We start from the raw sequence: 17,628 nt of genomic DNA, 5'->3' as shown, positions 1-17,628 counted from the left end.
CGACCGGGCGCCCCGCGCCCGGTTCTAGGTCAACGCAATGTACTTGGTTTCCAGGTACTCGTTGATGCCTTCGAACCCTCCTTCGCGGCCGAACCCCGACTGCTTCACTCCGCCGAACGGGGCGGCCGCATCGGAGATCACGCCGCGATTGACACCCACCATTCCAGTTTCCAGAGCCTCGGCCACGCGTAGCGCGCGGTCGAGGTTTTCTGTGTAGATGTAGGCGACCAGCCCGAACTCGGTGTCGTTGGCAGCCGCTATGCCGTCGTCCTCGGTGTCGAAACCGACTATCGGCGCGACGGGACCGAACACCTCTTCCTTCAGAATCCGAGCCGTGTCCGGCACGTCCGTGAGAACGGTCGCGGGATAGAAATAGCCGGCACCCCCGGGTGCCGACCCGCCGAGGCTCAGCGTCGCCCCTGCGGCTACCGCGTCGTCCACCAGTTCGGTGACGGTCTCGAGTTGGTCGGCGTTGACCAGCGGCCCCAGCTTGGTTTCCGGATCCGTTCCGAGACCGAGCTTCATGCTCGACATCTTCTCGACCAGCTTCGACGTGAACTCTGCGAGCACAGACCGCTGCACGTGGAACCGATTGGCCGCGGTGCACGCCTCGCCGCCGTTGCGAAGCTTCGCCAACATGGCGCCCTCGACCGCCTTGTCGATGTCGGCATCGTCGAATACGACGAACGGCGCATTGCCGCCCAATTCCATCGATGTCCGCAGCAATCCCTTGGCCGAACTCTCGACGAGTTTCTTGCCGACCCCGGTCGAACCGGTGAACGTCAGTTTGCGCAACCGCGGATCGTCGATCAGCGGTGCGGTCACCGCCCCCGACTTGCTGGTGGTCACGACCGACAGCACCCCCTTCGGCAGCCCCGCCTCGGCACACAGCTGCGCCAGCAGCAGCATGGTCAGCGGTGTCTCCGACGCAGGCTTGACGATCATCGTGCAGCCGGCAGCCAACGCGGGCCCGATCTTGCGAGTCCCCATGGCCAGCGGAAAGTTCCACGGCGTGATCGCCAAGCAGGGACCGACCGGCTGCCGGGTGACGAGAATGCGGCCGTTGCCTGCAGGAGCGGGCTGGTAGCGCCCAGCGATACGGACAGCCTCCTCCGAGAACCAGCGAAAGAACTCGGCGCCGTACTTGATCTCGGCCTTGCTCTCGGCGATGGCTTTGCCCATCTCCAAGGTCATGAGCAAGGCCATGTCGTCAGCACGCGCGGTGATGGCTTCGAACACGGCGCGCAGAATCTCGCCTCGCTCACGCGCTGGCGTCGCGGCCCAGTCGCGTTGTGCCGCAACGGCGGCATCGAGCGCGCGCATCGCATCCGCCGGCGTGGCGTCGGCTACCTCGACAAGGGTGTCACCGGTCGCGGGGTCGCGAACCGGGAAAGTGGCGCCACCCTCGGCATCGATCGGCTCACCGCCGATCCATAGTTGTGTGGGAATCGAATCCAGAAGCTCACGTTGATCCATTCATCCAGCATGCACTTGTCGAACCCCGACACACATCTAGTTCGGGCATTAGGCTCTGTCGATATGAGCAGCGACATCACCGGCACCCCGGCGTGGAAGAACCTGCAAGACCACTACGCGGCAATCTCCGGCAAGCACATCCGGGACCTGTTCGAATCAGACCCCGCTCGTGGCACCGAGCTGACGGGCACTGCGGCAGACCTGTACGTCGACTACAGCAAGCACCGCATCGATCGTGAAACCGTAAGGCTGCTCATCGATTTGGCGAGGGCGGCCGGTGTCGAAGAACGTCGCGACGCCATGTTCTCGGGCGCGCATATCAACACCTCGGAAGATCGTGCGGTCTTGCACACCGCTCTGCGACTGCCGTCCGACGCGACGCTGACGGTCGACGGCCAAGATGCCGTCGCGGACGTGCACGAGGTCCTGACCAGGATGGGTAGCTTCACCGACGATGTGCGTTCGGGGAAGTGGGTCGGCGTCACCGGCAAGCGCATCGCCACGGTGGTCAACATCGGCATCGGCGGCTCGGACCTGGGCCCGGTGATGGTCTACCAAGCACTGCGTCACTACGCCGATGCCGGCATCTCCGCCCGATTCGTCTCCAATGTCGATCCCGCCGATCTGGTGGCGAAGTTGGCAGGCCTCGACCCCGAGACCACGCTGTTCATCATCGCCTCCAAGACCTTCTCAACGTTGGAAACGCTGACCAACGCGACGGCGGCGCGGCGCTGGCTCCTCGCTCAGCTCGGTGATGGCGTGGATCAAAAGGACGCTGTAGCAAAACATTTCGTTGCTGTGTCGACCAACGCCGATCGTGTCGCGAAATTCGGAATCGACACTGCCAACATGTTCGGGTTCTGGGACTGGGTCGGCGGCCGTTACTCGGTGGACTCGGCGATCGGCTTGTCGGTGATGGCAACGATCGGCAAGGAGCGCTTCGGCGAGTTCCTCGCGGGCATGCACGCCATCGACCAGCACTTCGCGACAACGCCACTCGAGCAGAACGTGCCGGCCATCCTCGGACTGCTCGGCGTCTGGTATTCCAACTTCTTCGGCGCCGAATCTCGCGCCGTGCTGCCGTATTCCAACGATCTCGCCCGCTTCGCCGCCTACCTACAGCAGTTGACGATGGAATCCAACGGCAAGTCCGTGCAGGCCGACGGCACGCCGGTCACCACGTCGACAGGCGAAATCTTCTGGGGCGAACCAGGAACCAACGGCCAGCACGCCTTCTATCAGTTGCTGCATCAGGGCACACGGCTCATTCCTGCCGACTTCATCGGGTTCGCCGATCCGACCGACGACCTGCCGACCATCGACGGCACCGGCAGCATGCACGACATCTTGATGAGCAATCTGTTCGCGCAGACCAAGGTGCTGGCGTTCGGCAAGACGGCGGAGGAGATCGCGGCCGAGGGAACGGCGGCAGATGTGGTGCCGCACAAGGTGATGCCGGGCAACCGGCCCACCACCACTATCCTCGCACCGAAGCTGACGCCGTCCGTCGTCGGCCAGTTGATCGCGCTCTACGAGCACGAAGTGTTCGTCGAAGGCACCATTTGGGGCATCGATCCGTTCGATCAATGGGGCGTCGAGTTGGGCAAGCAACAGGCTCTTGCACTTGGGCCTGTGCTCACCGATGCGGAAGCTCCTGCGCAGCAGTCCGATTCGTCCACAGATGCGTTGGTCCGCTGGTATCGCACGGAGCGCGGTCGGCCCGTCTAGGCGAGATCGCGGTTACGCCCGAATTGCACTGTTGTGCACACGCTATCGCTGCGGATCGACACCGGCGACTCCCAGTGATCGCAGCGTGAAGGCGACGAGTTCCGGAATCACCGAATCGCTGTAGGGCCGTGCCGAGAGCGGGCCGATCAGCACCTCGGCGATCGCGCCGACCAACGCCGCGGCCGTCACGCGTGGATCTTGCGGAACGATCCTGCCCGCCGCAATTCCACCGGCAATCGCACCCTCGAATATCTCTGCGAACGTCCGTCGAAAGATCAGCCGCTCGGCCTCCACTTCGGCGTCCACAGGTTCAGCCAGCAACGCGTAGGCCAACTTCGGGTTCTTCATCGCGCGCCCGGCAAAGGTCTCGACGATCGCCGTCACGCGCTCGGCCTGCGTTGCGGACTGGCTTGCCGCGTCGGTCACGGCAGTCAGTTCTCGATCGACGGCAACGCGAAAGATCGCTGTGACCAACGCCGACTTGTCCGCGAAATGGCTGTAGACCGATCCGGTCGCGATCCCGGCTGCGGCGGCGACGGACGCCATCGACAATCCTTGATAGCCGCGCTCGGCCAGCAGCGTCGTGGCGGCACGAAGAATCGCCGACTGTTTGGCGTCCAGCCGTTCCTGAATTGCCGATGTTCGTCGATACGGCACAAAAAAGTGAAGCATTGATTCAGTCCTTCACGCAAGAGAGCCGAACAGCGTAGGTTTTCGGAAATGACCGTACGAATCGACCGCGTCGGAGCGGTGACCACCGTGATCATGTCTCGTCCGGAATCTCGCAATGCGATCGACGGTCCTACGTCCGCCGCACTCGCAGACGCGTTCCGTGAATTCGAGGACGATCCCGATTCGTCGATCGCTGTGCTGTGGGGCGATGGCGGAACATTCTGTGCCGGTGCGGATCTGAAGGCTCTGGGCACACCGGCATCGATTCAGCTCACCGAAGAGGGCGACGGTCCGCTCGGCCCGACCCGAATGACGCTGTCGAAGCCGGTGATCGCCGCAGTCTCCGGATATGCCGTCGCAGGCGGTCTGGAGCTCGCACTCTGGTGCGATCTGCGGGTGGCAGAACAGGACGCCGTCTTCGGCGTCTTCTGTCGGCGCTGGGGCGTACCCCTGATCGACGGCGGCACGGTACGGCTGCCACGCCTGATCGGCACCAGCCGCGCGATGGACCTGGTTCTCACGGGCCGATCTGTCGACGCCGACGAGGCACTCTCGATCGGCCTTGTCAATCGCGTGGTGCCTGCGGGCGATGCCCGGCGCGCCGCCGAAGCGCTCGCCGCGGAGATTGCGGCGTTACCGCAAGCATGTCTGCAGAGCGACCGGCTGTCGCTGCTCGAGCAGGACGGCCGTCCCCACGACGAGGCGATGCGCGGCGAATTCCGCCACGGCATGGTCGCTCTCGCCAGCGGCGCGCTCGACGGCGCCCGGCGCTTCGCAGAGGGTGCGGGCAGGCACGGTTCGCCTGCGTGACCGCTGAGCATCGACTCTCCGTCGTCGATGAGATGTTCCTACGCTCGCATCGTGGCCTGGGCACACCGATTGCGATGCAAGGACTCTGGCGATTCGCCGAGCACGTCGACGCGGACCTGCTCCGCTCCGTGCACGAGCACCTTGCGGCAGGCCCGTTGGGCCGTAGGGTGATTCGCTCGTCGATACCCGGCGCGCGACCGCGGTGGCGACTGGAGAGCGAGTCGTATCCGCTGACCTATCTCGACACCGCCGGGGGCATAGTCGAGTGGGCAGATGCGCAGACGTCGAATCTCGATCCGAGTCGTGGACCAGGCTGGCGATTGTCGGCTGCCCGACTGCCCGACGGCGGCTCGGTGGTGTCGATCGTGTGCTCGCACGTGTTGACCGATGCGCGCGGGCTGATTCTCGCTGTCGATCAGGCGCTGACGGATCAGGAACCGAACGAGGCGCTCGACCACGTCTCGGATTGGGTAGACGCCGCGCGGACGTGGTCGATCGTCGCAGCTCGGTTGCGACCACGCTCGCTACCGCGCCGAGAACCGGTACCGGATCGGCACGAACCGAGCGCACGTGTTTCCAGCACGATCCTCGATATTCCTGCAGCACAGTGGGATTCCACCGCAGCACTGCACAGCGGATCGTCGAACAGCCTCTTCGTCGCGATCATCACCGGGACCTTGCGCCGCAGCGGAGCGGTAGCCGCCGATGCCGACGTGAGCGTCGCGATCCCGATCGACACACGCTCGACCGCCGAGATCGGCAACGCCATGACGATGTCCGAGGTGTCGGTAGGCCCCGACGACTCGCTCGCAGACATTCGATCCCACGCCCGCCGGGCGTACCTGCAGCCGATGTCCGCACCACCAGGAATCCCCGACGAGCTGCTTCATGTCGTTCCGGATCGACTCGCCTACCTGATGGCGCGCGGGTCGGGCGAGCGAGATGTGCTGTGCTCCAACATCGGAACCGTCCCGCCGTCCCTCGATGCGCTCGGACCGCATCGCGCCACCGGTGTTGCCGCCCGTGCGGTGCACCCCGGCTTGACGCCGACGCACCTGAGCCGGCTCCGCACTCGGCTCTCCGGCTACCTGTGCCGCAATGGCGAGCGCTACACGCTGGCGCTGATCGGTCTGGACCCGTCGCACATCGGATCCGACCACGCACTGGCCGATCTGGCCCACCGCGAACTCGACACGTGGGGACTCACCGCCCAGGAGTGGTGACCTGCCGACTGCGCAGGTGATCTGGCACATCGAGGGCGTCGAGATCGGCGGCGGCCACCGGTTCGCCCCAGCTCTGCCGCAGCGGTAACACACCAGCCCAAACCCCGCCTGCGACAACGTCGTCCGGCTCGTCCACTGGATCGCCGCCGCGAACCTTGACCGCGGCCTCGGCGAGGTCGAGTGCGACGACGCTGGTTTTGGCCAGCTCTTTGGCATTCGGTTCGCGCGCGTAGTCCCACGAGCCGGGTGCGAGGTGCTCCACGACTGCGCGGAGTCCGATCGTGCGCTCCTCGTCGGTGGTGACCACCCGAGGCCGACCGTGGACGACGGCAGATCGATAGTTCATCGAGAAGTGAAAGACGGACCGCGCGTATACAACTCCGTCGAGCAGTGTGACGGAGACCGACACCTCGTCGGTACTCGCCGTCCGCAGGCTCAGAGCGCCTGTCGAGCCGTGCAGATACAGGGTGTCGTCGACCCGCCCATACGCGGTCGGCAACACGACAGGTGCTCCGTCGATCACCACGGCAAGGTTGCACACGAGTCCGGCATCGAGGACGGCATACAGCGCAGATCGGTCCGACTGGGCGCGATCCTTGCCGCGCTTGATTGTGCTGCGCGGTGTTGATGAAAGCGGTGTTGATGAAAGCGGTGTTGGCGAAGGAGCGGTTGGCGAGATACGAGTGTTCACAGGTATAGCCTGATCGACGAAGTGGTCTTAGAAAATGGCCACTCTCCATGAATGTCGAGAGGCCACTTTCATGAGCGCCGACGAACTCCCCGTCGTCATCGACCGAACCTCGCCGATTCCGCTGGCGGTGCAGGTCGCACGCGCTCTTCGCGACGCCGCTACTCACGGCGGTGTGCGCACCGGTGATCGATTGCCATCGTCACGTGCCCTCGCAACCCGGCTCGGCGTGAGCCGCACGGTGACGGCTGCCGCCTACGATCAGCTTCACTCCGAAGGGTGGATCGCGGGCAGACATGGCTCGGGAACGTACGTCACCGCGGCCCCCGCTCGCGTCCTGTCCGGATTCGATGTCGCGCGATCCGATCCCGCGCTGCCCGAACGCATCGACCTCGTTGCCCGCACCCCCTCGATCGACGCCATCGATCCGGCGGCATGGCGGCGAGCGTGGCGCGCAGCGGCGGATCGACCACCGGAGCGCAGGCCGCAGCGCGGAGGCATCCCCGAATACCGCGCTGCCGTTGCCGAACATCTGCTGCGTCATCGTGGTCTTGTCGCCGGTGACTCCGTGCTGGCTTCGGCCGGAACAAGCTCGGCCACAGGCGAATTAGCGATGGCGGTGCTCGCACCGGGCGATCTGGTGGCGGTGGAGAACCCGGGGTACGGCCGAGCGGTCGGCGCATTGACGGCTGCCGGAATGCGGGTACTTCCGGTGCCGGTCGACGGCGACGGGCTGTGCATCGACGCCATACCGGACGGCGTGCGCGCGGTGTTTTGCACCCCCGCGCATCAGTTTCCGATGGGCGCACGAATGCCTGCAGGTCGTCGAGTCGCGCTGATAGAGCGAGCCCGACGCGACGGGTGGCTGATCATCGAAGACGACTACGACAGCGAATTGCGCTACGACTCCGCACCTTTGCCGCTCCTCGCCGCACTCGGGCCGGATGTGGTGGCCCATCTTGGGACCACAAGCAAAATCCTCACGCCCACACTGGGAGTCGGTTGGCTGGCGGCGCCCGCGGAGGTGATCGACGCTGTGCTGGCGCATCGCAGCCGGACAGGAACCGGGCCCGCGATCGCCGGACAGGCGATCCTCGCCGAGTTCGCCCGCGGCGGTGATCTGGCGCGACATCTGCGTCGGATCAGACGCCAGGTTGCCGTGCGGAGAGCAACGGTGGTCGATGCGTTGCGTGCGGCGTCGATCTCGGTGATCGGCGACGACGCCGGCGCGCACGTGGTGATTCCGTTGCCATCGGCGACAGCGGAGGACGACGTCGTCGAGCGCGGCGCCGACCTAGGTTTGAGTCTGGACGGACTCGCTCGGCACTTTCACAGCAGTCCGCCCTATCGCCACGGAATCGCACTGGGATACACGGCATGCTCGAGCATCGAGCTCGCGTCGGCGATGCCGCCGGTGGCGGCGCTGGTTCGATCCCGTACGTAGGCTTGGTTGCCCGGACGTGCGTACCGTGGCGACATGGCACTCGACGAGTACGACATAGTCGTCATCGGTGGCGGACCGGCGGGCGAAAATGCCGCGGGTTACGCAATCGCAGACAGCGATCGGACGGCGGTGATCGTCGAGCACGAGCTGGTCGGCGGCGAATGCTCGTATTGGGCGTGCATGCCGAGCAAGGCCCTCCTCGGACCGGGACATCTACTCGACAACGCGCGCAACCTGCCCGGTGTCAAGGAGATCGTCGGCCAGAGTCGATTGGATGCCGCCGCCGTCCTCGCCCGGCGCGACAAGTTCACCCACAAACACGACGATTCGTCGCAGGTGAAGTGGGCGCGTGAGAACAAGATCGACGTGGTTCGCGGCCACGGTCGAATCGCAGGCGAACGGACGGTCGAGGTGACTGGCACCGACGGAACTCGGACCCTTCGAGCCAGGCTCGCCGTGATACTCGCCACGGGCACAACAGCATCGGTGCCGGACACCGACGGACTACGTAGCGCGCTCCCGTGGACGTCTCGCGACGTGACGAATCTGCACGAGGTGCCGCGCCGCGTCGTCGTGGTCGGTGGTGGCGTCGTTGCGGTCGAAAGCGCCACCTGGCTACTGCAACTCGGGGTCGACGAACTGACAATGGTGGTGCGCGGTCAGTCGCTGTTGGAATCGGCGGAGCCATTCGCGGGCGAACGAGTTGCAGAGGCACTCCGCGCGCAAGGCGCGCGAATCATGTTCGGCGCCAGCTTGACTCGTGTCGAGCGGCCCGATACCAAGGACACCGGCGAAGGACACGTGCACGGCGGCGCAGTCACATCGACCGTCGACGGCGAAACTCTGACCGCCGACGAGATCGTGGTTGCTGCCGGGCGTCGACCGGCCAGCGCGGATCTCGGTCTCGACACGGTCGGCCTCGAGCCAGGTAAGTCGATCGAGACCGACGATCAGCTGACCGCCCTCGGCGTGTCCGGCGATTGGCTCTACGCGGTCGGCGACATCAACGGACGCGCCCCGCTGACGCACATGGGCAAATACCAGGCGCGGGTCGCGGGCGATGTGATCGCGGCGCGAGCGACCGGCGGGTCGGTGGACGCGCCGCGATACTCGGCGACCGCCGATCACGGGCAGGTCCCGCAGGTCGTGTTCACCGCACCCGAAGTGGCGTGGGTAGGACGCACCCAGCGCACCGCCGAAACCGACGGGTACGACGTCGCGACGGTCGAACTCGACATCGCGGTCGCCGGATCGTCGTTGGCACGCGACGACTACGCCGGCCGCGCCAAGTTGGTGATCGACAAGGCGACCGACACCCTCCTCGGCGCCACCTTTGTCGGCCCCGGTGTCGGCGAGTTGATCCATGCGGGCACCGTCGCCGTGGTGGGAGCGGTGCCGCTCGACACGTTGTGGCACGCGGTTCCGTCGTATCCCACGGTCAGCGAGGTCTGGCTGCGCCTACTGGAAGCGCATCGAACCAGCAAGTCGTAAGCGTGGATAAGATCTAGAGATGTCAGCGCAGACAGAGGTACAGACGGCAGCAGGCACAGTTCGTGGGCGCGTCGAACGCGATGTGGTCCGCTGGCGTGCCATTCCGTACGCCGCTCCCCCGGTGGGCGATTTACGCTTGCGTGCACCACAGCCAGTAGCGAAGTGGACGGGCGTCCGTGATGCGACGCAGTATGCGAATGCGTCCGTTCAGGGCCGCAAAGGCGCGTTTCTGCGTCCACGCGTCTACCAACCGACCGACGAAGATTGCCTGACTCTCAACGTGGTGGCTCCGCGTGAGCCGAGCGCCGCGCCGCGTCCGGTACTCGTCTTCATCCACGGCGGCGGCTACACCTTCGGAACGTCTGCGCTGGAACTGTATTCGGGTGTCGGCCTGGTCCGGCGCGGCGACATCGTCTACGTCTCCGTCAACTACCGCCTCGGCGCTCTGGGCTATCTGGACTTCACTCAATTCTCCACGCCGGAGCGGCAATTCGACTCCAACCTCGGCCTGCGTGATCAGGTCGCGGCGCTGGACTGGGTGCAGCACAACATCTCCGCGTTCGGCGGCGACCCGGACAACGTGACGATCATGGGCGAGTCCGCGGGCGGTGCCGCCGTTACAACGCTCCTTGCCACCCCTGCCGCAAAGGGTCTGTTCCAGAGGGCAATTGCGCAGAGTTCACCCGCTGATTGGGCAATCAGTCGCGAGGAGGCGGCCCACTGGGCTCGAGAATTCGTCGCCATCCTCGGCGTTACCGATGACCCCGCGAACGCATTGGCGTCGGTGGACGCACAGGACTTCCGGCGCGCAGGCAACCGCGTCGCGAACCTGTGTCTGAAAGAACGGCCGGGCATGCTTGCCATGGTTCCCGTCGTGGATGGCGATTTCCTTCCGGAGTCGCCGATTTCCGCATACGCCAACGGCAACGCCACCGCTGTTCCGCTGATTTGCGGATCCAATCACGACGAAGGCACGTTGTGGGCGAAGTATCTCGACGTGCTACCTACCAACCCTGAACGCGTCGACCTGCTGTTGAAGCAGACCAATCCGGAACCCGGCGTCAAGGAACGAATCGTTGCCGCGTACCCCGGCTACCCGGCGGTGGACGATGCCATCCGAATCGGCGGCGACTACCTGTTCCTGCGCCCCACGTTGGCAGTGTGCGACGCGCACAGTGCGCATGCGCCGACCTACAACTACCGGTACGATTTCGCACCCAGGCTGCTGAATCGGATCGGTTTGGGGGCCGCACACGCAACCGAGATGTTCGCGGTGTTCGGGTTCGGCAATACTGCGTTCGGCCGGTCGCTCACGGCACTGGGCGGTCGGCGAGGTCTGCGTGCGGCGACCGAAACGATGCAGGGGCACTGGCTCAGCTTCGCGAAATACGGTGCGCCACTGACGTCATGGCCGGCGTACACCACCGAATTGCGTCGGACGCTGGTCATCGACGCCACCTCGCGCGTCGTATCGGATGTGAACGCCGATCGGCGACTCGCCTGGCAAAGCGCCGTCGGCCAATACGACGCCGATCCGGCAACGATCGCCGCGACCACCAACTCCGTAGCGTGAACGACGGTCCGATCGACGTCACGACACGTAGCGGCACCCTGCACGGCGTCCGGTCCGACGGCCTGCGGGCCTGGCGCGGAATCCCCTATGCCGCACCGCCGATCGGATCGGCACGGTTCCGCGCGCCGCAGCCGGCTGCGGCGTGGTCGGGTAGTCGCGATGCCACGCGATTCGGATCACGCGCATCCCAGAAGCGCGGCAAGAACAACAGCGAAGACTGTCTGACACTCAACGTTCTTGCACCGGAACAGGAATCCGGTCCGCGTCCGGTCATGGTGTACATCCACGGTGGCGCGTACGTCAGCGGATCTTCGTCGGATCCGCTCTATCGCGGCGACCACCTCGTTCGACGCGGCAACGTCGTCTTCGTCTCCATCAACTACCGCCTCGGCGCGCTCGGCTACATCGACTTCACCGAGTTCTCCGACGGGTTCCAATCGAACCTGGGTTTGCGAGATCAGGTTGCCGCCCTGCAGTGGGTGCACGACAACATCGCGGCGTTCGGCGGCGATCCGACCAACGTCACGATCTTCGGCGAGTCCTCCGGTGGCAACGCAGTCACGACGCTGATGTGCACACCTGCCGCCGCCGGTCTCTTCGCCCGTGGAATAGCCGAAAGCCCGCCCGTGGCTTCGGTATACAGCGCCAAACGCTCGCAGGGCTGGGCGGCAGACGTTGCCGAGGCAATCGGCGCGACCGGATCGGACGCGGCCGACGTCTTGGCGTCGGTGCCGGCGCAGCGCTTGGTGGACGTGACGCACGACCTCACCACGCGGTGGGCCGACGAGCAGCCTGGACTGCGCGCAACCGCACCCGTCGTCGATGGCGACTACCTACCGCAGCACCCGCTCGATGCGTTCGCGAATGGCTCGGCCGCACAGGTTCCGCTGATCATCGGAACCAATTCCCATGAGGGCCGGTTCTTTCCGCGCTTTCTGAACATCATTCCAACCAACCACGATCGCATCGAGCTGATGTTCGCCGAGACGGAACCACGGGTGAAGGCTCGTGCGCTGGCAGCCTATCCCGACTACCCGGGGAAACATGCGGCGGCAGATCTCGGCGGCGACGTCGTCTTCTGGGAACCGACCGTGCTGTGCGCGCAGAGTCATGCCGAACATGCGCCGACGTACTGCTACCGCTACGACTACGCGCCGCGTCTGTTGCACCTCACTGGATTTCATGCAACGCACGGCACCGAACTGCTCGCAGTATTCGGCGCCGTCGACGATCTACTCGGTCGTGCCGCAACACTTCTCGGCGGACGAGCCGGGCTGCGGGCAGTCACCGACACGGTGCAGGAGCACTGGCTGAGCTTCGCACAGCGCGGAGTTCCCGAATCTTCTTGGCCCGCATATACAACGGAACGACGCGAGACGCTGATCATCGATCAGCATTCTCGCGTCGAATCCGATCCGCTGGGTGATCGGCGGCAGGCCTGGCTCGGCTACCACCACAGGCGCTAGTTATTCGTGGAAGTTCCAGGCCTTGTCAGGAACCGGAATATCGGATACCACGCCTGAGCCGTCCCAGGTGAACGTCACATCGGCGTTGCCCTGCGGGCAGCAGTTCGGCTCGTCGCCGACAAGCCACGAATAGTGCACCGTCACCGAATCATCGGTGCTGCCCGTGACGTACCCGAATGCGGACGGTTTGGGCGTTCCGAGCTGAACGAACTTGCCGTCGTGGAAGAGCATCAAGTTCTCCGGCGAACTGCCCGTCGCTCCCGGCGTCGATGCCATGATCCATTCGAGTTCAGGGCAATTCGGCTTGGTACCGACCGAACTCTGTCCCGGGACGAACGCATCGCCGCGCGGTGCGGTGCCCACGCTCGCGAGTGCGTTCTGCACGACGGCCGAACTCGGATCCAGGCATGCATCGCCCTGGTCCGACGGCAGCGGATCGACCGGTTCGCTCACCGGCGTCACCTCCTGCTCGGTCGACGGTTCGTCGCTCGACGCTTCTTGCTGGGGCGCTTGCTGTTCCGGTGCTTGCTGTTCCGACGCCCGAGTCGGCAACTGCGCCGTCACCGAGTCGATCGCGCTGGACGCGGTTGCGCCGATGCTGTTGTCATCGGAGCATCCGGTCGCGAGTGCCAGGACCGCAACTGCGCCTACCGTCACGCGTGCAAGAGTATTCATCATCCCTCCTCGGGTGATAGGTGTCAGGGCATCGCCTCTGCGGGAATCTGGTTGTCGGACACCACAGTCCTGCCGTCCCACATGAACTTGATCACGGCACTGCCCTGCGGGCAGCACAGCGGTTCGTCGCCGACCAGCCACGAGTACTTCACCGTCACCGAATCGCTGTCGCTACCGAGAATCTCGGTGAACGCGGTCGGGCGCGGAGTCGCAGGCCGAATGAAGTTGCCGGCGTGGAAGAACAGGATGTTGTCGCTCGAACTGCCTGTCCCCCCGCGTGTCTCTGCTGACACGAACTCGAGGTCCGGGCAGTTCGGCTGAGAGCCAGCCGAGACCGCGCCTGCAACGAACCCGCCGATGCTGTTCAGCGCCGTCTGCACGGCTTCCGAATTGGGATCGAGGCACGGCCCGCCCTGGTCGTCGACGGGCTTGGGCTCCACCGTCGCCGTCGTCTCCGGTGCGACCGTGCTGATCGACGGCGCGTCGTTGGACACGTCGGTCGACGGTGCCGGGTCGCGTGCCGATGGCGCCTCGTCCGTGTTCGCGGCGGCTTCTGGAGCGGGTGCAGCGGGCGCCGCAGCCGGGGAATCGGCCGGAGCCGGAGCCGATACCTGCGACTTCACCGCGGCGACAGCGCTGCTCGCGGCCGCCCCCCCGCTGCCGTCGTCGGAGCATCCGGTCGCCAATGCCAGAACCGCAGCCGCAGCTATGCCTGCGCGTACAAGTGTTTTCATCATCCCCTCGGTCCTCCCGACCGCCGGGCGACAGCCAATTGCCGTCGCTCAACTAGGGATTCGCATCGAGACGGGATATCCGTTACGTCCGCAAGGTAACGAATTGACCTCAGGCTTAACGCAATTCGCTGACGTGCGCGTTCGTGGGAGCGTTACACCGAGAAAGGTAACGAAATCACTTCAATAGGCGGGACATGCGACGGTCCGCCAACACCTTGCCACCGGTTTGGCAGGTAGCGCAGTACTGAAACGACTTCTCCGCGAACGACACCTCTCGCACCGTGTCGCCGCACACCGGGCATGGCAGACCGGTGCGAGCGTGAACGCGCATGCCGGAACGCTTCTCGCCTTTGAGTCGTGCGGCATCCTGACCGACGGAGCGGGCAACCGCGTCGAGCAGCACGGTCCGCATCGTCTCGTACAGGTTGGTCACCTTGTCTGCGGTCAGTGCACTCGACGATGCGAACGGTGACAGCTTCGCGGTGTGCAGAATCTCGTCGGAGTAGGCGTTGCCGATGCCGGCAAGCAGCCACTGATCCGTCAGAGCCGTCTTGATGCGTTGCGACGTGCTCTTCAGAATGGCCGCGAACTCGATTTCGGTGACCGCGAGCGCGTCGGGACCCAGCTTCTCGATGCTCGCAATTTCCTTGGGATCACGCACTACCCATACAGCGAGCCGCTTCTTGGTTCCGGCTTCGGTCAGATCGAAGGCGGGGGTGTCGCCGTCCGGGGTGAAGAGATGCACCCGCAACGCAAGTGGGCTCTTGCCACCGGGTTTGGGTGGAGCAGGGTTGGGATTGTCGATCCACCGCAACCACCCCGCGCGCGACAGATGCGTGATCAGCCAGGTGCCGTCGCAGTTGAGGCCGACGTGCTTTCCCCACCGCCCGACGTCGGTCACATCGCGCCCTTGCAACGACGTCACAGGTGGGTCGAAGGTCTTGAGCACGCTCAGCGCGGCGATGTCGACGCGGCCGACCACCGAACCGACGGCGTGCTCCTTCAGGAACTGCGCGAGGGCTGCTACCTCGGGAAGCTCGGGCATATCAGCAGGTTACGCGCCGCCGCTGCGCAAGAGGTACGTGTCCATGATCCAGCCCTTGCGCCCACGCAGCTCCGCGCGAACCCGCTGGATCTCTGCCTCGACCTCGCGTAGCGGGCCTTCGATCAGCGTCTCGTCGGGCATGCCGAGGTAAGCGCCCCACCAGATGTGGACATCGTTGCCCGCAACGCCAGTGAAGCTGCACTCGGAGTCGAGCATGACAAGCGCATCGGGCACGGGCTCTGCCCGCAGCTGCCGTCCCGTGGTGATGTGCACCGGCTCCCCGATCCGATTGAGCACGATCCGATGCTGCGCGGCCAAAGCCTGCACACTCGTGATCCCTGGAATCACGTCGTAGTCGAAGCTCAGCTCGCCGCGCGCCAACACGCGCTCGACGGTGCGCAGGGTGCTGTCGTAGAGCGACGGATCACCCCAGACCAGGATCGCGCCGGCGCCGTCGGTCTCGGCGAAGAGTTCTTGGAGGACCTGCGCCCGGCGGTCGTGCCAGTCGTCGACGACGCCCTGGTAGTCGTCGGGGGTGCGATCGCGCGGCGGGTCGGGCACCTCGACGATTCGATACGGTCTGCGCATGTGCTCGTCGAGAATGGCGGTCCGCAGGTCGACCAACTCCTGCTTCTCCGCGCCTTTCCCGATCACGAAGTACACGTCCACCTGATTCATCGCCTTGATCGCCTGCACCGTGATCTGGTCGGGATCACCGGCACCGATACCGATCACGAAGAGCTTGCGCATGCGGGGCAGCCTATCTCCCACCTGTTTGTGAAGGATCTTGCTCGCATTCCGATCAAATTCCTTCACTATCGCGAAGGGGAACCAGGGCCCGCGCCAGCACGTCCAACAAGTCATGACGCCGCGCGAGATCCACCGCATCATGGCCCGCCAGGACGGCGTGATCAGTGTCGAACAAGCCCTCCGAGCGGGGATGACGAACGCGGCGGTACAACGGCGAGTATCGGGCGGTGACTGGCGTCGCCTCCGCTCGGGTGTCTACCTCCGTTGCGACCACGCTCAGACCGGCGGAGTCGATCTGCGCGCCGCAGTGCTCGCCGCGGGTGAGGGTGCGGCGGCATGCGGACCGAGCGCGGCGTGGTGGCACGGATTGATCGATCGGCCACCGCGTGAACTGTGGGTCACGATTCCGCTGCGCCGATCGATCGCCCGGCCGGCTGGAGTCCGAATTCGACGGCGCGACCTCCATTGGTCCGATCTCGCGTCTCATCGCGGACTTCAGGTGACCGACCTGCCGCTCACGGTTCTCGAAGCAGCCGTCGTGCTGCCGCAGGGAGCAGCGCTGATGGACAGGGCCTTGCAGCGCCACACAAGCCTTCCCATCCTGCAAGCCACCCACGAACGCAATATCGGTCGTCGGGGCAGCGCTGCTGCGACGCGGCTGCTCACGGCGGCTGGAGAAGGTGGGGCATCGGAAGCCGAGCGCCTGCTGCATCGGTTGCTGCGCCGAGGCAGGCTGACAGGCTGGGCGGCCCATGTGCGCAGCTGCGGCTACGAAATAGACGTGGCGTTCATCGCCCACAGGGTTGCGATCGAAGTCGACGGCTGGGCGTGGCACCACCGGGTCGACCGATTCAATAGTGATCGCATCCGCCAGAACACCCTGGTCAACGCCGGCTGGCGCGTACTCCGATTCACCTGGCATCAATTGCACGACTCACCTACTGCCGTCCTCGACCAAATCCGCGCTGCGCTGAGCCGTCAGTGAAGGATTCTGATCGGATACCGAGCAAAATCCTTCACAAGCGGCGGCCGACTAAGCTGACTCCCGTGGCAACCGATACCCAGTACGAGGATCTGCTCCGACAGGTGCGCGAGGGCGGGGCTGTGAAGGCCGATCGCACCGGTACCGGAACGCGGAGCGTGTTCGGACATCAGCTCCGGTACGACTTGGCCGAGGGCTTTCCGCTGATCACCACCAAGAAGGTGCATCTGCGATCCATCGTGTTCGAACTGCTGTGGTTCCTGCGCGGCGAGTCGAACGTCAAGTGGTTGCAGGACAACGGGGTCACCATCTGGGACGAGTGGGCCGACGAGAACGGTGAGCTCGGTCCGGTCTACGGCGTGCAGTGGCGCTCGTGGCCGACGCCGAGCGGCGAGCACATCGACCAGATCACGCAGGTGCTCGACACGCTGCGCAGCAATCCCGATTCGCGTCGAATCATCGTCTCCGCGTGGAACGTTGCCGATATTCCGTCGATGGCACTCGCCCCGTGCCACGCGTTCTTCCAGTTCTACGTCGCCGACGGCAAACTGTCGTGCCAGCTGTATCAGCGCAGCGCCGACCTGTTCCTCGGCGTCCCGTTCAACATCGCAAGCTACGCGCTGCTGACGCACATGGTTGCGCAGCAGACCGGGCTGGAGTTGGGCGACTTCATCTGGACCGGCGGCGACTGCCACATCTACGACAACCACGTCGAGCAGGTCGCCGAACAGCTCAGCCGCGACCCGCACCCGTTCCCTACGTTGAAGCTTCGTAAGGCCGAATCGCTGTTCGACTACTCCTTCGACGACGTCGAAATCGTGGATTACCAGCATCATCCGGCCATCAAGGCACCGGTGGCGGTCTGACGTTC

The 17,628-nt window shown here is 65.1% G+C and carries 16 protein-coding genes; 9 read left to right on the top strand and 7 right to left on the bottom strand.

Annotated features, from left to right (window positions below; genetic code table 11):
• Nucleotides 1–24 precede the first annotated feature (24 nt).
• Nucleotides 25–1,476, bottom strand: coding sequence for an NAD-dependent succinate-semialdehyde dehydrogenase (locus FOY51_RS03885; RefSeq protein ID WP_149428915.1), 1,452 nt, complete (start codon nt 1,474–1,476; stop codon nt 25–27).
• 63 nt (nt 1,477–1,539) lie between these two features.
• On the opposite strand from FOY51_RS03885, the gene pgi reads away from it, so the two are divergent.
• On the top strand, nt 1,540–3,204 hold the full coding sequence (gene pgi / locus FOY51_RS03880; protein WP_149428914.1) for a glucose-6-phosphate isomerase: 1,665 nt from the start codon (nt 1,540–1,542) through the stop codon (nt 3,202–3,204).
• Between the two features lie 42 nt (nt 3,205–3,246).
• Here the strand turns inward: pgi and FOY51_RS03875 are convergent, their stop codons facing one another.
• The gene (locus tag FOY51_RS03875; RefSeq protein WP_442862199.1) at nt 3,247–3,876 is read right to left on the bottom strand and encodes a TetR/AcrR family transcriptional regulator; all 630 of its coding nucleotides are present in this window, start codon (nt 3,874–3,876) and stop codon (nt 3,247–3,249) included.
• Between the two features lie 48 nt (nt 3,877–3,924).
• On the opposite strand from FOY51_RS03875, the gene FOY51_RS03870 reads away from it, so the two are divergent.
• Nucleotides 3,925–4,686, top strand: a complete 762-nt coding sequence (locus FOY51_RS03870; protein ID WP_149428913.1) for a crotonase/enoyl-CoA hydratase family protein — start codon at nt 3,925–3,927, stop codon at nt 4,684–4,686.
• On the top strand, nt 4,683–5,909 hold the full coding sequence (locus FOY51_RS03865; RefSeq protein WP_149428912.1) for a hypothetical protein: 1,227 nt from the start codon (nt 4,683–4,685) through the stop codon (nt 5,907–5,909). Before FOY51_RS03870 ends, FOY51_RS03865 begins: the two co-directional genes overlap by 4 nt.
• On the opposite strand, the gene FOY51_RS03860 is transcribed toward FOY51_RS03865, so the two are convergent.
• The gene (locus FOY51_RS03860) at nt 5,890–6,600 is read right to left on the bottom strand and encodes a pyridoxamine 5'-phosphate oxidase family protein (protein WP_353961352.1); all 711 of its coding nucleotides are present in this window, start codon (nt 6,598–6,600) and stop codon (nt 5,890–5,892) included. The genes FOY51_RS03865 and FOY51_RS03860 overlap by 20 nt on opposite strands.
• Before the next feature lie 70 nt (nt 6,601–6,670).
• On the opposite strand from FOY51_RS03860, the gene pdxR reads away from it, so the two are divergent.
• Genes pdxR through FOY51_RS03840 form a run of 4 tightly spaced genes read left to right on the top strand, consistent with a single transcriptional unit; the run spans nt 6,671 to nt 12,571 of the window.
• Nucleotides 6,671–8,041 carry a MocR-like pyridoxine biosynthesis transcription factor PdxR gene (gene pdxR, locus FOY51_RS03855; protein ID WP_149428911.1) on the top strand — a complete coding sequence of 457 codons (1,371 nt, stop codon included), beginning with the start codon at nt 6,671–6,673 and terminating at the stop codon, nt 8,039–8,041.
• Between the two features lie 33 nt (nt 8,042–8,074).
• The gene (locus FOY51_RS03850) at nt 8,075–9,532 is read left to right on the top strand and encodes a dihydrolipoyl dehydrogenase family protein (protein ID WP_149428910.1); all 1,458 of its coding nucleotides are present in this window, start codon (nt 8,075–8,077) and stop codon (nt 9,530–9,532) included.
• Between the two features lie 19 nt (nt 9,533–9,551).
• Nucleotides 9,552–11,105, top strand: coding sequence for a carboxylesterase/lipase family protein (locus FOY51_RS03845; protein ID WP_149428909.1), 1,554 nt, complete (start codon nt 9,552–9,554; stop codon nt 11,103–11,105).
• Complete coding sequence (locus tag FOY51_RS03840) at nt 11,102–12,571, top strand: carboxylesterase/lipase family protein (protein ID WP_149428908.1); 1,470 nt, start codon at nt 11,102–11,104, stop codon at nt 12,569–12,571. The genes FOY51_RS03845 and FOY51_RS03840 overlap by 4 nt, the downstream gene beginning before the upstream one ends.
• On the opposite strand, the gene FOY51_RS03835 is transcribed toward FOY51_RS03840, so the two are convergent.
• From FOY51_RS03835 to cobF, 4 genes are all read right to left on the bottom strand, one after another.
• A complete protein-coding gene (locus FOY51_RS03835) occupies nt 12,572–13,246 on the bottom strand; it encodes an LppP/LprE family lipoprotein (RefSeq protein ID WP_187776171.1) in 675 nt (224 codons plus the stop codon). It abuts the gene before it with no gap.
• A 23-nt stretch (nt 13,247–13,269) separates the two neighbouring features.
• Nucleotides 13,270–13,980: an LppP/LprE family lipoprotein gene (locus FOY51_RS03830; RefSeq protein WP_149428906.1), complete on the bottom strand. Its 711-nt coding sequence runs from the start codon at nt 13,978–13,980 to the stop codon at nt 13,270–13,272.
• A 175-nt stretch (nt 13,981–14,155) separates the two neighbouring features.
• On the bottom strand, nt 14,156–15,025 hold the full coding sequence (locus FOY51_RS03825) for a DNA-formamidopyrimidine glycosylase family protein (protein WP_149428905.1): 870 nt from the start codon (nt 15,023–15,025) through the stop codon (nt 14,156–14,158).
• Nucleotides 15,026–15,034: 9 nt separating this feature from the next.
• Nucleotides 15,035–15,775 carry a precorrin-6A synthase (deacetylating) gene (gene cobF, locus FOY51_RS03820; RefSeq protein WP_149428904.1) on the bottom strand — a complete coding sequence of 247 codons (741 nt, stop codon included), beginning with the start codon at nt 15,773–15,775 and terminating at the stop codon, nt 15,035–15,037.
• A gap of 112 nt (nt 15,776–15,887) precedes the next feature.
• On the opposite strand from cobF, the gene FOY51_RS03815 reads away from it, so the two are divergent.
• Nucleotides 15,888–16,760, top strand: coding sequence for a type IV toxin-antitoxin system AbiEi family antitoxin domain-containing protein (locus tag FOY51_RS03815; RefSeq protein ID WP_149428903.1), 873 nt, complete (start codon nt 15,888–15,890; stop codon nt 16,758–16,760).
• A 62-nt stretch (nt 16,761–16,822) separates the two neighbouring features.
• Nucleotides 16,823–17,623: a thymidylate synthase gene (locus tag FOY51_RS03810; RefSeq protein WP_149428902.1), complete on the top strand. Its 801-nt coding sequence runs from the start codon at nt 16,823–16,825 to the stop codon at nt 17,621–17,623.
• The last annotated feature ends 5 nt before the right edge of the window (nt 17,624–17,628 follow it).

Source organism: Antrihabitans cavernicola, from assembly GCF_008297975.1.
In the GTDB taxonomy this organism is placed as follows: Bacteria; Actinomycetota; Actinomycetes; order Mycobacteriales; family Mycobacteriaceae; genus Antrihabitans; species Antrihabitans cavernicola.
The sequence above is the reverse complement of the archived record's forward strand: the minus strand, read 5'-3'. Positions and strand labels throughout refer to the sequence as shown.

Coding starts and splice junctions, on each gene's coding strand:
- FOY51_RS03835 (WP_187776171.1), bottom strand. CDS start 13,246: ATGAATACTCTTGCACGCGTGACGGTAGGCGCAGTTGCGGTCCTGGCA.
- FOY51_RS03825 (WP_149428905.1), bottom strand. CDS start 15,025: ATGCCCGAGCTTCCCGAGGTAGCAGCCCTCGCGCAGTTCCTGAAGGAG.
- FOY51_RS03815 (WP_149428903.1), top strand. CDS start 15,888: ATGACGCCGCGCGAGATCCACCGCATCATGGCCCGCCAGGACGGCGTG.
- FOY51_RS03875 (WP_442862199.1), bottom strand. CDS start 3,876: ATGCTTCACTTTTTTGTGCCGTATCGACGAACATCGGCAATTCAGGAA.
- pgi (WP_149428914.1), top strand. CDS start 1,540: ATGAGCAGCGACATCACCGGCACCCCGGCGTGGAAGAACCTGCAAGAC.
- FOY51_RS03830 (WP_149428906.1), bottom strand. CDS start 13,980: ATGAAAACACTTGTACGCGCAGGCATAGCTGCGGCTGCGGTTCTGGCA.
- FOY51_RS03845 (WP_149428909.1), top strand. CDS start 9,552: ATGTCAGCGCAGACAGAGGTACAGACGGCAGCAGGCACAGTTCGTGGG.
- FOY51_RS03850 (WP_149428910.1), top strand. CDS start 8,075: ATGGCACTCGACGAGTACGACATAGTCGTCATCGGTGGCGGACCGGCG.
- FOY51_RS03870 (WP_149428913.1), top strand. CDS start 3,925: ATGACCGTACGAATCGACCGCGTCGGAGCGGTGACCACCGTGATCATG.
- FOY51_RS03885 (WP_149428915.1), bottom strand. CDS start 1,476: ATGGATCAACGTGAGCTTCTGGATTCGATTCCCACACAACTATGGATC.
- cobF (WP_149428904.1), bottom strand. CDS start 15,775: ATGCGCAAGCTCTTCGTGATCGGTATCGGTGCCGGTGATCCCGACCAG.
- pdxR (WP_149428911.1), top strand. CDS start 6,671: ATGAGCGCCGACGAACTCCCCGTCGTCATCGACCGAACCTCGCCGATT.